Genomic DNA, 13887 nt, shown 5'->3' on the forward strand with positions numbered 1-13887 from the left:
CGTACCGGCCACCGATCATCTCCTGCACCTACCCACGCACCCTCTCGTTTGCGTTTCAAGCCCATCAGAGTGATGTGCGCTAATGATAACGCTCTGCTACTTCCGCGACATCTCATACCGTTGGACTGCAGACCAGCCGACAGTCCGATCGTCACTCCGCACCGTACGCCACACTTCCGACATTTCCAACGTGACCATGGTGACTTCAGACAGATCATCGCGAAAGCGGCGAGCATCACAAGATCTATGAATGTAGACCGGTAGGCGCAGCAGGGCCGCTCCCCTGCCGTCTGGTGCGACGGACAAGGGAGCAGCTCTGCTGATGTGGTCAGCGTTGGAAGGACAGCAGGCGGGCGGGCTGCGCGGGATCCGTGTCGTTCTCGGACAGCAGGGCGGCGGTCTTCTCCGCAGCGGCTCGGGCGACCTCGGGGAAGACGCTGGTGTAGGTGTCGGCGGTGAAGGCGCTGGAGGTGTGGCCGAGCGTCTCCTGCACGACCTTCATCTCCACTCCCGCGGCGAGCATGAGCGAGGCGGCGCCGTGGCGCAGGTCGTGCAGCCGGACCGGTGGCAGGCCCGCCTGGTAGGCCAGCCACAGGAACTGGTCGGAGACGTGCTGCGGGTGCAGCCGGTCGCCGTCGTGCTGGGTGAAGACGAACCCGGTGTCCTTCCACGCCTCACCCAGCGCGATGCGCTCCTGGTATTGCCGGGTGCGGTGGGCGCGCAGGATGGCGGTGGTGTCGGCGTCCAGGGCCAGGGTCCGCTCGGAGGCGTCGGTCTTGGGCCGGCCCTCGTGGACCTGCCAGGCGAGCTGGACGAGCTGCCAGGCAACAGTGACGGTCCCGCCCTCCAGGTCGACGTCCTTCCAGCGCAGCCCGCACGCCTCGCCGCGGCGCAGCCCGCGCAGGGCGATCAGCCGGTACAGAGCGAACAGGCGGTGCTGGGCGGCTTCTTCGAGGAACAGGCGCGTCTGGGCGGGGGTCCAGACCATGACCGGGGAGGGCCGGGGTGTGCTGACGTAGGCGTCGATGGGGTCGACCCGGCGTCCGCCGCGGCGTCGTTTCTCCTCGGCCAGATGGGTGTGGAAGTCCTGCTGCCATCGCCGGACCCGCGCGTCGGTCCACACCAGCGCCTTGGGCCGGGTCTTGGGGGGCATCTCCAGCACGGCGGCGGGGTTGAAGTCGAGTAAGCGGTCTTGGCGGATGGCGAGGTTCAGGGCGTGGCGCAGGGTGGCGCGGATGCTGTGCATGGTGGAGGTTCCGATCGGCCGCCGGTGCTTCACGCCGGCCCGCGCTTGTGGGTCGTCGCTGGTGCGGCGTTCGGTGATGGCGGCGTTGAACTCGGTGATCTGGTCGAACATGTCGGCGATGTCGCTGACCTTCAGCCGGTCCAGCTTGATGTGTCCGAGGTAGGGCGCGAGGTAGAGGCGGATGTGGCCCTCGTAGGAGCGGCGGGTGGTCTCCTCGATGGTGCGCTTGCGCTTGAGGAACTCCTCCAGCCACTCCCCCACCGTGATCTCGGTGGTCAGGTCGTGGCCGGTGCGGATCTTGCGGCGGACGGTCTCGACGGCGGGCAGGGCCCTGGTCTCGGCGAGCGTCTTTTTGATCAGGTCGGCGATCCGTGCGCCGGTGACCGGGTCGTGCGGGTCGGCTAGGGCCAGCAGCTCGCGGGCGTGGGCCAGTTCGGTCTCGGCGGCGTCCTGGGAGTCGAAGCCGCCCCGTCGCAGCGGGCCGCGTCGTTTGCCGTCTCGGGTCGGCGGGAGCTCCAGCTGGTAGTTCCAGCTTCCGTGACGGTGGCTCCAGGCGCCGCTGGGGCGGCGTAGTCTCGGGCATTTCTGCCCGAGGGCTTTTCCGGTGTCGTCCTTGCAGGAGCAGCGTTTGAAGGTCGAGCCTTCAGCCATCGGTGTCCTCCTCGGTGTCGCCGCCGCGGGCGTCGAGCAGGGCGAGCAGGCCGGTGGTGGGCACCAGGTAGTTCTTGCCGATCCGGATGACGCGGCAGGGGAACCGTCCAGCTCGGGCGAGCTGGTATGCCTTGGTGCGGCCCAGTCCGAGTGCCCGCCCTGCGGTGACCAGATCGATCACGGCGGGCAGTTGCTGGATCTGCGCCAGCGTCAGCCCGGCTCTCATCGCGGCCTCCGATCGTGATGGCGGCGCGGGCTCGGCACTGGCCCGCCCCGCACGGCCGCCGCGCCGGGCAGGCGCGGCGCACGGTGGTCCGGCCTGTCCGGTGCGCGGGTGGCCGCGCGGGGCGGGGAGCATCGACGCTCGCCTTGCCGGGCCGGGTCAAGCGAAATCCGATGGTTCACCGCCGATGGCGAGCGGCGGTTCGGTCGCAGCCGCCTCATCGCCTCTCCCCCGCCGCGCTCAGCATCTGGCCTGCGGTCGCGCCCGCCGGCGGAATGCGGAAGATCAGCAGGTCCTCGTGGGCGGTCGCGTGGATCGGCGTCCCGCGCTCCCACGCTTTGCGGGCCTCGTGCAGCTGGAAGAACGACGACCGGTTCAGCAGCCGGTCCTCGCCGACCCCGCACAGCAGGCACACGATCCGGTCGGTGAAGACCAGGCCGGCCTGCTGCCCGGCCGTGATCACCTCGCCGGGCAGGTCGACGAGCTCGCCGCGCTGCCGGAACGGCCGGACCGTGATCGCTACTACGCCGCCGGGGCGCAGCAGCCGCGCGCATCCGGCCAGGATCCGGGTGAAGCCCTCCAGCAGGGTCGGCAGGCTCTGGTGGGCGAGGTTGGTCCGGTCGCGGGAGTAGCGGTGGTTCCACTTGCAGATGCCCGGCTGCCCGGAGTCGCGGGTGGAGCGCACGTGCCCGTGCGTCTGGGAGCCGTACGGCGGGGAGGTGAGCACCAGCGCGGCCTGCCCGGCCAGGTCCGGCAGCACGCGCGGGATCTGGCGGGCGTCGGCGGCCACCACCCGCCCGGTGCCGGTCGCGCCCTGGCGGGCGGCGTGGGCGAGGTTGGCGACGGCCAGGCGCGCCCAGCCGTCCTCGTACTCCACTCCGGCCGCGTCGCGGCCTTGATGGACGGCCTCGACGAGGGTGGTGCCGATCCCGCACATCGGGTCGATGACCAGCTCGCCGGGGCGGGTGTAGGTGGCGATCACGTTTGCGGCGATGGCGGGCAGCATCTTGCCCGGGTGCCGCATCGACTCGGGCAGGTAGCGGCCCAGCCGCTGGCTGCGGGAGGGCTTCTGCCCGGTGGCCCATACCGACGGGATCGATCCGGTCAACGCGCTTCCTTTCCGTGGCGGGGCTTGGTGAACAGCAGGACGTCGCAGTGCGCTCGCCGGGTCGTGGGCACTTCCGGCGTGCCGGTGAGGCCGGTGGCCGCCGCGGCGGCCTGGGCGGGCGAGGTGGGGTAGGCGTCGGGGCGGGCGGGGATGCGCAGCGCCACGATGTGCTGCAGGTAGACCAGGCCCGCCTCCTGGGCCTGGCGGACGAGTGCCGGGGCCGGGTCGTGCGCGTGGCCGTCCTGGCGGCGCAGGCCCGTGATGACCGCCAGATGGCCTCCGGCCTTCAGCAGCGCGGCGGGCTCGGCCGCGGCGTTCATCAGGGCCGCCGGGCCGCCGGGAACGGGGCGTTGGCAGGTGTGGCGTGCCACGACCAGGGCCGCCCGGCCCTGCAGGTGGGACAGATCCAGGTAGGTGTCCTCCGGCCGGGAGAAGCGCAGGTCGGCTCCGGGCAGGTCTTCTGCCGGGTGGAGGACGCGCACGCTCTCCCAGATGTCTTCGGCGAGGTCGAGGTCGGTGGTGCAGGCGGTGATCCGGCGGCCGAGCGACAGCGCGCCGGAGACCACAGCCGGCGTGTCGGCCTGAAGGTCGATGACGAGGTCACCGAGCCGGGTGCAGGCCTTGATCAGCTCGCGGGCGAGCCGGCCGGTGACCGGCACGCAGCATCCGCTGGAGCAGGAGGCGGTCGGTTCGTACTGGACGGTGGTCAGCCAGACGCTGAGCGGCAGGTGCCGTCGCGCCGGTGAGGTCGTGGAGATGTCGGCGGTGGGGCGGGGTGAGGTCGTCACGGTGATGTGGCCCGGTCATCCGGACCACCTGATCCCTGTCACCTGGGCAAATACCTGCCGCCGCGTACCGGTTGGGACAGCCGGAGGCGAAACCCTAGAGGACTGCAAGGGCCACCACAACCCTCGGCCTACTCGTTATCGCAGGTCAGAGCATTTTCGGACAGTTTTCGTCCAGGAGCTGGACGGTCGTCGCTCGTTGCGAATCGAGCTCCGCGGCGAGTTCGCGGCAGGGGTCGGCCCTTCGCAGGTAACCGGCATGAGCGGGAGTCGCCTCCTGTCGGCTTCAAGCTGCGTCGAGACTCTGAAGATCAGATCCCTCTCTGGGTACCCTTGGCATGTGAGCGATCTGAAGCTGTTCCGGATCCAAGACGGCAAGGCCGCCGAGCTGCAGGGGAATGCCTTCGCCGTCGAGGTGTCGCTCCAGCGCCTGATCGAGAACAACATGGAGACGTTGTTCGGCGTCCGTTTCCTGGAGACGGAGCATTCCACCGGAGCCAAACACCGCGGCCGCATCGACTCGCTCGGCATCGACGAGAACGGCTCCCCGGTCATCTTCGAGTACAAGCGCGCCAGCAACGAGAACGTCATCAACCAGGGACTCTTCTACCTGGATTGGCTCCTCGACCACCGGGGCGAGTTCAAGCTGCTGGTCATGCGGAAGCTCGGAGCGCAGGCCGCGGAGGTGATCGACTGGAGCAATCCCCGGCTGGTGTGCGTCGCCGGCGCCTTCAACCGCTACGACGAGCACGCGATCATGCAGATGAACCGGTCGATCGAGCTGGTCCGGTATCGCGACTTCGACGGCGAACTGCTGGCCCTTGAGCTGGTCGCGTCCCGCAGTGGAGTGGGAGAGCCCTCGGGCAGCGCGCCACCCAAGACCGGCGGCACGGCACCGGTACAGAGGACCGTGACCGAGTCCCTCGCGCAGGCGCCGCAACCGCTCGCCGACCTGTACGGCACGCTGGAGGCCTTCATCGAGGGCCTCGGGGACGACGTCACCAAGAAGATCCTGAAGTTCTACTTCGCCTTCCGCCGGATCAAGAACTTCGCCTGCGTCGAGATCCACCCCAGATCCCAGACGATCCTGGTCTACGTGAAGGTCGACCCGGCCGGCGTCAAACTGGAGGATGGCTTCAGCCGCGACGTCCGGAACATCGGCCATTACGGCACCGGTGACCTGGAGCTCCGCATCCGCGCCCAGGCCGACCTGGAGAAGGCGCTCCCTCTGATCCAGCTCAGTTACGAAGCGAGCTGAGCTCTCGAACGGTGACCGGCAGCACGCTGCCGCCGAGTTCCATCTCCGCCATCCGGTCAGCCGTCATCCGATGCATCCGGATTCACCATGCCGGGCATCGAACCTGGCAGCACTTTCCCGAACCTTTAAGCTCCGGATCTCGTTCGGCACGTTTCCCCAGGTCATCGCGTTTCCGTCGAGCCGGAAGACCAGAGGGCTCGGCGACGTCGAGCTCGTCTGATTCCACGTTTTCGCAGCTCATCACCGATTCCGGCAGGCGTGTATGCCTTGCCCGGATCATTACGGCATCCGATGTCCGTACATGAACCGTCCGGGTTCTGTACGGGGCCTTTGGCGGCATGGCGGGGTCCGACTCGACCGCGCATCGGGAGCCGCCATGCCGCACCCCCAGACCCACCGCCAGTCTTCTGATTCCTCCGGTGCCCAGACCTACCACCCCGGCACCTCGCAGCTGCCGCTCGACGTCGCGGAGCGAGCGTTCCGGCTGCTCATGGCGGGACCGGAACCGCTGTCCGTCGACGGAGTGGCGCTCGGCCTGGGCCTTCCCGCCCGGCCCATCCCGCTGGACGAGCTGCGGGCGATCCTGCTCCACCCGTCCTGCGGGCGGGTCACCCGGGACGAGGTCTGGCGTCATCTGGTGACGCAGGCCCGCACGCACCGAGGGGCGTGGATGGTCGCGGCGGTGGCCGTGGCGATGCCCATGCTGCGCCGCCTGGCCAGAGGGCTGAGCGAGAGGATCACCAGGGAGCGCGAGGACCTCGAGGCCGACGTCCTGACCTGCTTCATGGAGGCGCTCGGCCGGGTCAACCTCGTCTGGACGCATCCGACGCTGCGGCTGGCGAGGCTGACGCAGGCCGCGGTGCTGCGCGCCCATCCCGCCGACGAGCCGCAGGCCGTACCGGAGCCCGACCCTGTCGGGGAGTCGAGCCTCGCCTACCCGGACGGCCACGTGGACCTGCTGCTGGCCGGCGCGGTGCGCCAGAAGGTGATCACCGCTGACATGGCGGAGCTCCTCGGCGTCACCCGGATGGAGAACATCCCGTTGAGCGTCTACTGCCGACGGCACGGCCTGGACTACTGGGCCACGCTCAAGCGCCGCCAGCGCGCCGAAGCTCGCCTGGTCGCGGCCCTCGTCAGCGGCGAGCTGTCCCGCTTCGACGCCTGATCGATTTCCGGCGGGCCGTGTCCTATCCCGGCCCTCATCCCAAGTCTTTCCACAAGTGCGAGGGCAGCGCGGGCGCTCCCGGATCCGCCGAGCCGCATCCCGGCCACCGGTCCCTGTCGCCACCGGCACCGGCACTTTCACCGCTCCGAAGGAGGACGCCCACCCGGCCGGTGGACCGGGGCGCCCGTGCCCTCTCGCACCTGCTCCATCCGCGGATCTCCGCGACCACCCGAGGAGGTAGTGATCATGTCTCTCTCCAGCGGACCAGCCGGGCGGCGGGTCATCTGTACGGCGCTGGCCGTCGCAGCCGGTTCGGTGATCGGCCCGTTCGCCTGGACCGGCGTCGCCTGCGCGGCCGTCGAGGTGCTGGCCGCGCCGTCGTCGCTCAACCAGGTCATCGAGAACCTGCGCGATGTGATCGTCGGCCTGCTGGTCGGGCTGGCGACGCTGTTCCTGACCATCGGCGGAGTCCGCTACATCCTCGCCGGAGGCGATCCCGGCGAGGTGGAGGCGGCGAAGAAGACTCTCCGGTACGCCGGGATCGGCTACGGCGTCGCCGCGCTCGCGCCGCTGCTGGTCAACATCCTCCAAGGCATCGTGGGGGCGTAGCGGTGACCCGCCGCCCGCTCGGTCGGGCACCGGCCCGCACCCGCGCAGCTCTCCGCGTGGTGATCGCCGCCGTGGTGGCCGTGCTCGGCTGGGTCGTCCCTCCGGCACTCGCCAACCCGGCCCCGTCTCCGACCCCGTCGCCACAGGTGAGCTGGATCAGCCCACCACCGCCGCAGGACGATGAGTGCAGCCTGCTGGACGTCGGCTGCAAGGTGAACGAGGCGGTCAACGGCTGGTTCACCGATCTGGTGAAGGAGGCGATCGACCCGGCCTTCAGCCTGGTCAGCCGGACCCTGCTGTCGTCTCCGCCGCCCTCGTTCCTATCTCGGGTGCGGGAGCTGACCGGCCAGGTCACCGTGGTGGCCAACGCGCTGCTGATGCTGTTCGTCCTGGCGGGCGGAGTGATCGTCATGGCGTACGGCAGCGCGCAGACCTCCACCACCGCCAAGGAGGTCGCTCCGCGCCTGGTGGTGGCGGTGATCCTGGTCAACGGGTCGCTGACTGTGTCGGAGTACGCGGTCCAGCTCGCCAACGGCCTGGTTGCGGGGCTGCTGGGGGACGGCGTGAGCGCCGAGCGGGCCGGAAACCTGTTGGCGGGCAAGGTGCTGGACATCGTGCGTGACCCGGACGGCACCGTGCTCTACCTCGTGGTGATCGCCGGAGTCACGGTGCTGATGGGCACGCTCCTGGCGTTCATCGCGATCATCCGCGTCACCCTGCTGCTCTTCCTGATCATCTCCGCGCCGCTGGCGCTGCTGTGCCACGCGCTGCCGCAGACCGAGGGCGTCGCCAAGCTGTGGTGGCGCGGGTTCGTCGGCGTGCTGCTGATGCAGGTGCTCCAGGCGCTGGTGCTCATCCTCGCGTTCACCGTCCACCTGACCGACTCCGAGGACGCCTTCACTCCCGGCGGCATCACCGCGTCGGCGAACCAGACCACAGTCACCGATGCCCTCGACGTGCTGATCCTGATCGGCCTGCTGTACGTGCTGATCAAGATTCCCGGATGGGTGGCCCGCAGCGTCTGGCAGCAGGCCAGGCCGCAGTTGCTGATGCGGATGGTCAAGGCTGTGGTCGCCTACAAGACCCTCGGCGCGGTCGGTGGCGCGCTCCGCTCGACCAGAGCCGCTTCCGCCTCGAAGTCCTCTCGGCAGCTCGCATCCGCCGGGCGCGGCCGGTCTCCTCGGCGCGGTGGCGGTGGTCCCGCAGGTGGCGGAGCTCCCGGGCGCGGCCCGAAGGGCACCGGCCCGCGCCCCGCCTCCCCGCCCTCTCCTTCTCCGCGGCCTTCCCCCGGTGGGCCGCGCACTTCCGGAGGAAACCCGACGATGAATCCGTCCAGCTCGACCGCTCCGCCGAGCCCGCCACGGCCGTCCACGAGTCCCTGGCCGCCCTGGCCTCAGCAGCTCCAGCTCCCGCTCGGCCTTCCTGACCGGCGGGGACGCCAGCTCGCCTTGCCGTTCCCGGTGACCCGGGTGCCACGCGCCCCGGCACCCGCACCGGTCCCGCCGCCGACCGGGCCGTGGATCCGCCCGCGCCCGCCGTACGTGCAGGACCGGCTGCCGGGGATGCCGACCCGCCCGTCCCGTCCCCGCCAGCTGCACCTGCGGCTCGATCCCCCGCCCCGCCGGATGCCGAGAAGGGATAAGCGATGAACGACGCCGAGCCGCTGATCACCCGGATTCCCGCCGACATCGCCCGCCCCGACAAGCTCGCCTACGGGCTAACGCTTCGGCAGATCGTTGTCCTGGCCGTCACCGGTGCGCTCGCCTCCGCCGTCTACTACGCCTTCCACCAGGTGCTGCCGGTCCTGATGCTCGCGGCGGTGCTGCTGCCGCTGCTGGCCCTGGGGGCGGTAATCGCCCTCGGTCGCCGGGACGGGCTCACCCTGGACCGGTTCGTCCTGGCCTCCCTGGTGTTCCTGCGTTCGCGCAAGGACCTGGTGGCCGCACCCGAGGGGGTCGCGGCCCCGCCGCGCTGGTGCCGCCTGCGCGGGAAACTGCCCGCTCCACTGCGGCTGCCGGTCCGGGCGATCCGCACCGACGGGGCGCTGGAGCTGGCCGACGGCGGCACGGCGGTGCTGGTGGAGACCTCCGCCCTCTCCTTCCACCTGCGCACGGCCCCGGAGCAGGCGGCGCTGGTGGGGGCGTTCGGCCGGTGGCTCAACTCCTTGGACGCGCCCGCACAGGTCCTGGTGCGCGCCCGGCCGGTGGATCTGACCGGTCTGATCGAGATGGTCGAGCGGCGGGCACCGGAGCTGCCGCACCCGGCGCTGGAGCAGGCCGCTGCCGAGCATCTGGCGTTCCTGTCCTGCTTGAACGCCTCGCGGGACCTGCTGGGCCGCCAGGTCCTCGTCGTCCTGCGGGACCCGCCTGCGGCGCAGGGGCAGCGCAGGCCTTCCCGGGACGCCTCGGCCGCGGTGGTGCTGCGCCGCGCCGCCGAGGCGGAGCGGGCGCTGGCCGCGCTCGGCGTCACCGCGACCGTGCTGGACGCCGCTGCCGCCGGCCAGGTGCTGACCGAGTGCCTCGATCCCGGGACCTGGCATCCGGCCCCGGTCGCCCTGCCCGACGAGCTGATCACCTTCAAGGAGGATCGATGAGACTGCGCCGCAGCCGCGAGGTGTCCGCGAGCACGATGACGCATCCCGGCGCGCTGCGCGTCGGCGCGCGGGCCCTCGCCTTCCCCGGCGGTCTCGCCGCCTCCTTCGCGGTGGTGGGCTACCCGCGCGAGGTGGGCGCGGGCTGGCTGGAGCCGCTGCTGACCTACCCGGGCCGCCTGGACGTCTCCTTGCACGTCGAGCCGATCCCGCAGGCGGTGGCGGCGATGCGGCTGCGCCGCCAGCTCGCCCGCCTGGAGTCGGCCAGCCGCTCCGACACCGAGCACGGGCGGCTGGCCGATTTCGCCACCGAGGCCGCCGCCGACGACGCGACCGACCTGGCCGCCAGCCTCGCCCGGGGCCACGGCCGCCTGTTCGCGGTCGGCCTGTATCTCACCGTCCACGCCGCCACCGAGCAGGAGCTGGAGGCCGAGGTCGAGCGGGTCCAGGCGCTGGCCGCTTCCCTGCTGCTGGACGCCCAGCCGACGACCTTCCGCGCGCTGCAGGGCTGGGTCACGTCCCTGCCGCTGGCCGCCGACGCCCTGCGGTTGCGGCGCAGCTTCGACACCACCGCGCTGGCCGCCGCCTTCCCGTTCACCTCCCCCGACCTGGCCGCCCCGGCCGGGGACACGGCGGTGCTGTACGGCATGAGCGGCTCGGGCGTGGTGCTGTGGGACCGCTTCGCGCAGGACAACCACAACTCCGTCGTGCTGGCCCGCTCCGGCGCCGGCAAGAGCTTCTTCACCAAGCTGGAGACGCTGCGGCTGCTGTACCAGGGCGTCGAGGTGGCGGTCGTGGACCCCGAGGACGAGTACGCCCGGCTGGCCCGCGCGGTCGGCGGCACCCACCTGCGGCTGGGCGCGGCAGGGGTGCGGTGGAACCCACTCGACCTGCCCGCCAGGAACGGCCCGCACGACGACGTGCTCGCCCGTCGGGCCATGTTCCTGCAGACCCTCGTCGCCACGATGGTCGGCCAGCCGCTGTCCGCGCAGGCGCGGGCGGCGCTGGATGCGGCGGTGCTGGCCGCCTACGCCTGCGCGGGCATCACCCGCGATCCGAAGAGCTGGACCCGCCCCGCCCCGCTGCTGGCCGACCTCGTCTCCGCGCTCGCCGCCGACGCCCCGGGGGCGGAGCTGGCCGCGCAGCTCGCGCCGTACGTGACCGGCTCCTACCGGGAGCTGTTCGACGGGCCGACCACCACGGCCCCGTCCGGGCACCTGCTCGTCTTCTCCCTGCGGGACCTGCCGGACGAGGTCAAGTCGGTCGGCACGCTGCTGGCGCTGGACGCGATCTGGCGGCGGGTGGCCAACCCGCGCGAACGGCGCAGACGGCTCGTCGTGGTGGACGAGGCGTGGCTGCTCATGCGCGAGGCCGAGGGCGCGAGGTTCCTGTTCCGGATGGCCAAGGCCGCCCGCAAGCACTGGGCCGGGCTCGCCGTCGTCACCCAGGACGCCGCCGACCTGCTCGGATCCGATCTCGGGCAGGCCATCGTGGCCAACGCCGCAAGCCAGATTCTGCTCCGGCAGGCGCCGCAGGCGATCGGCGCGGTCGGGGACGCCTTCGGCCTGTCGGAGGGCGAGCGGCAGTTCCTGCTCACCGCGGAGCGAGGCGAGGCGCTCATGGTCGCCGGCCCGGCCAGCCGGGTCGCCTTCCAGGTCGTCGCCTCCGACGCCGAGTCCGCGCTCATCACCAGCGACCCGGCCGAGCTGGTCCACCTGGAACCGGCCGAGGCGCCGTTCGCCCCGTTCGACGACGAGGAGGGCGATCCGCTGTGAGCGCGTGCCTGCTGTGCGGTCTCGACGGCCGGGACGTCGAGACCGTCCTCGGTTTCCTGCGGGAGCTTCCGGCCCGGCTGCCGGAGTTCCTCCTGGTGTACGGCTGGCAGGCCGGGGCCGCCGCCGTCGCCGGACTTTCGGCGCTGGCTGCGGCCCGCCGCCTGGTGGGGCGGTTCCGGCACGCGAGGCTGGAGCCCGGGGCGCGGCTGGTGGAGATCTCGTCCCCGCCGCAGGCCGACCCCAAGGGCGCGCTGGTGTTCTGGAACCAGCTCGCCGGTCTGCTCCGCCCGGCCTGGAAGCGCCTGGCCGCCGGGCAGCCGCACCTGGTCTGGGAGTACGCCGGGGATGAGTCCGGCGTCCGCATCCGTTTGTGGGTGCCCGGCGGCGTCCCGCCCGGCATGGTGGAGAAGGCCGTCGAGGCCGCGTGGCCCGGTGCCGCCCTCACCACCGGACCGGCGACCTCGCCTCTCCCGGAAGCAGCCAGAGTGGCCGGCGGCCGGCTGGTGCTCAGCCGCAGCGAGCACCTCCCGCTCAAGACCGACCACCACGCCGACCCGGTGCGCTCGCTGCTGACCGCCATGAGCGGCCTGCGCACCGGTGAGCAGGCACTGGTGCAGATCCTGGCCCGGCCGACCACCGGGCGGCGTCTGCGGCGGGCGCACCGCGCGGCGGCGGCCCTGCGCGGAGCCAGGACCGCCAGCCCCATCGGGCAGGTCCTGGACGAGCTCGCCCCGATGTCCGGCCACGACCGCCCCGGCGAGCTGGCGCGGATGTTCCCCGAGCGGGCCGAGCAGGTCCGCGCCATCCTGGCCAAGGCCAGCCAGCCCCGCTACCAGGTGGCCGTCCGCTACGCGGTCGCCTCCACCCTCACGACCCGCCCCGTCTCGGGGTGGCTGCGCGGGCAGGCGCACACCCTGGCCGGGGCCTTCGCCCTGTTCTCCTCCGGCCACCAGTACCTGCGCCGGCGCCGCCTGCTGCGCCCGGCGAAGGTGCTGGTCTCCCGGCGGCTGGACGCGGGTCACCTGCTGTCGGCGGGCGAGCTGGCCGCGCTCGCCCACCTGCCCTGGGACGCCGACGCCCCCGGTATCACCCGTGCCGGAGCGCGCCCTGTCGCCCCCTCACCGGCCGTGCCGCGCGGATCGGCCGCCGGGCCGGTACGGGTCCTGGGGGACGCCGACAGCGGCCCTGCGCGGCCGGTGGCGATGCCGGTCGCCGACGCCCGCCACCACGTGCACGTGCTGGGCGGAACCGGCGTCGGCAAATCCACCCTGCTGGCCAACCTGGTGCTCGCCGACGCCGAGGCGGGCCGGGGAGCGCTCGTCATCGACCCGAAAGGCGACCTGATCACCGACGTGCTGGCGCGGCTGCCGAGCGCGGCGATCGGCCGGACGGTCGTCTTCGACCCGCAGGACGCCGCCCGGCCTCCGGCGATCAACGTGCTGGCCGGACCCGACCCGGCCTTCGCGGTCGACTCGATCGTCACCATCTTCCACCGGTGCTTCTCCTCGGCCTGGGGACCGCGGGTCGACGACCTGCTCCGCTCCACCTGCCTGACGCTGACCAAGGTGCTCGGGCAGCGGGCGACGCTGGCCGACGTGCCCCGGCTGCTGACCGACTCGGCCTACCGCGCCCGGATCACCGCGCGGCTGGACGACGAGCTGCTGGCCGGTTTCTGGGAGTCGTACCAGGCGCTCACCCCGGCGGGGCAGGCGACCGTGATCGGGCCGGTGATGAACAAGCTGCGCGCCGTCCTGCTGCGCCCGTTCATCCGGCACGCTCTGGCCAGCCCGAGCACGACCGTGCCCGTCGGGCAGCTGCTGAACGACGGCGGCCTGGTGCTCGCGCGCCTGCCCAAGGGCATCCTCGGTGACGACGCCGCCCGCCTGTTCGGGTCGGTCCTGCTCGCCCACACCTGGCAGGCCGCCACCGGCCGCGCCCGGCTCGCCGAGGCCGACCGGGCGGACGCGGCCCTGTACATCGACGAGTGCCACAACTTCCTCAACCTGCCCGGCCACATCAACGACGTGCTCGCCGAGGCCCGGGGATACCGGCTCTCGCTGGTCCTGGCCCACCAGCACCTGGACCAGCTCCCCGCCGACCTGCGCGAGGCGCTGTCCGCCGACGCCCGAAACAAGATCTATTTCGCGGCCTCGCCGAAGGACGCCAGCGACCTCAAGGCCCACACCGCGCCGCTGATCACCCCGCACGACCTCATCCACCTCGGGGCCTTCCAGGCCGCCGCCCGGCTGGTCGTCGCCGGTCGGCAGACCCCGGCCTTCACCCTGCGGACCCGCCCGCTGCCTCCCGTGGTCTCCGGGCGGGAGCAGGCCGTACGGCGGGCGTCCCGCGAGCGGTTCTCCGTACCGGCCCCGACCGGTGGAGCGGAGCGCAAGCGCAGGCGGAGAGCCGCCGGAAACGACCCGCGCGCTACCCACCACGGCCAGTAGACCCGCCCACCACAGCCGTAGACCGGCCCG

General features: G+C 72.0%; 11 protein-coding genes. 7 read left to right on the top strand and 4 right to left on the bottom strand.

The window, feature by feature from the left end; translation table 11 throughout:
• Window positions 1-328 precede the first annotated feature (328 nt).
• The 4 genes from xerC to HS048_RS29750 all read right to left on the bottom strand — a co-directional run bounded on the left by xerC (window position 329) and on the right by HS048_RS29750 (window position 4016).
• The gene (gene xerC, locus HS048_RS29735) at window positions 329-1897 is read right to left on the bottom strand and encodes a tyrosine recombinase XerC (protein ID WP_196469319.1); all 1569 of its coding nucleotides are present in this window, start codon (window positions 1895-1897) and stop codon (window positions 329-331) included.
• Window positions 1890-2123 carry a helix-turn-helix domain-containing protein gene (locus HS048_RS29740; RefSeq protein WP_196469320.1) on the bottom strand — a complete coding sequence of 78 codons (234 nt, stop codon included), beginning with the start codon at window positions 2121-2123 and terminating at the stop codon, window positions 1890-1892. The genes xerC and HS048_RS29740 overlap by 8 nt, the downstream gene beginning before the upstream one ends.
• Before the next feature lie 214 nt (window positions 2124-2337).
• Window positions 2338-3228 (bottom strand): TRM11 family methyltransferase, encoded by an 891-nt coding sequence (locus HS048_RS29745; protein WP_230881925.1) that lies wholly within the window; start codon window positions 3226-3228, stop codon window positions 2338-2340.
• Window positions 3225-4016 carry a hypothetical protein gene (locus tag HS048_RS29750; RefSeq protein WP_196469321.1) on the bottom strand — a complete coding sequence of 264 codons (792 nt, stop codon included), beginning with the start codon at window positions 4014-4016 and terminating at the stop codon, window positions 3225-3227. The genes HS048_RS29745 and HS048_RS29750 overlap by 4 nt, the downstream gene beginning before the upstream one ends.
• 337 nt (window positions 4017-4353) lie before the next feature.
• Between HS048_RS29750 and HS048_RS29755 the strand changes: the two genes are divergently transcribed.
• The 7 genes from HS048_RS29755 (at window position 4354) to HS048_RS38990 (ending at window position 13857) form a co-directional block, all read left to right on the top strand.
• On the top strand, window positions 4354-5271 hold the full coding sequence (locus HS048_RS29755; protein ID WP_196469322.1) for a DUF5655 domain-containing protein: 918 nt from the start codon (window positions 4354-4356) through the stop codon (window positions 5269-5271).
• Between the two features lie 376 nt (window positions 5272-5647).
• A complete protein-coding gene (locus tag HS048_RS29760; RefSeq protein WP_196469323.1) occupies window positions 5648-6436 on the top strand; it encodes a hypothetical protein in 789 nt (262 codons plus the stop codon).
• Between the two features lie 246 nt (window positions 6437-6682).
• Window positions 6683-7045, top strand: coding sequence for a pilin (locus HS048_RS29765; protein ID WP_230881926.1), 363 nt, complete (start codon window positions 6683-6685; stop codon window positions 7043-7045).
• A 56-nt stretch (window positions 7046-7101) separates the two neighbouring features.
• On the top strand, window positions 7102-8694 hold the full coding sequence (locus HS048_RS29770; protein WP_196469324.1) for a hypothetical protein: 1593 nt from the start codon (window positions 7102-7104) through the stop codon (window positions 8692-8694).
• On the top strand, window positions 8691-9638 hold the full coding sequence (locus HS048_RS29775; RefSeq protein WP_196469325.1) for a PrgI family protein: 948 nt from the start codon (window positions 8691-8693) through the stop codon (window positions 9636-9638). The genes HS048_RS29770 and HS048_RS29775 overlap by 4 nt, the downstream gene beginning before the upstream one ends.
• A complete protein-coding gene (locus tag HS048_RS29780; RefSeq protein ID WP_230881927.1) occupies window positions 9635-11410 on the top strand; it encodes a VirB4 family type IV secretion system protein in 1776 nt (591 codons plus the stop codon). The genes HS048_RS29775 and HS048_RS29780 overlap by 4 nt, the downstream gene beginning before the upstream one ends.
• Window positions 11407-13857: a type IV secretory system conjugative DNA transfer family protein gene (locus HS048_RS38990; RefSeq protein WP_196469326.1), complete on the top strand. Its 2451-nt coding sequence runs from the start codon at window positions 11407-11409 to the stop codon at window positions 13855-13857. The genes HS048_RS29780 and HS048_RS38990 overlap by 4 nt, the downstream gene beginning before the upstream one ends.
• Window positions 13858-13887 lie beyond the last annotated feature (30 nt).

The sequence above is a fragment of the Planomonospora sp. ID91781 genome (genome assembly GCF_015711595.1).
In the GTDB taxonomy this organism is placed as follows: domain Bacteria; phylum Actinomycetota; class Actinomycetes; order Streptosporangiales; family Streptosporangiaceae; genus Planomonospora; species Planomonospora parontospora.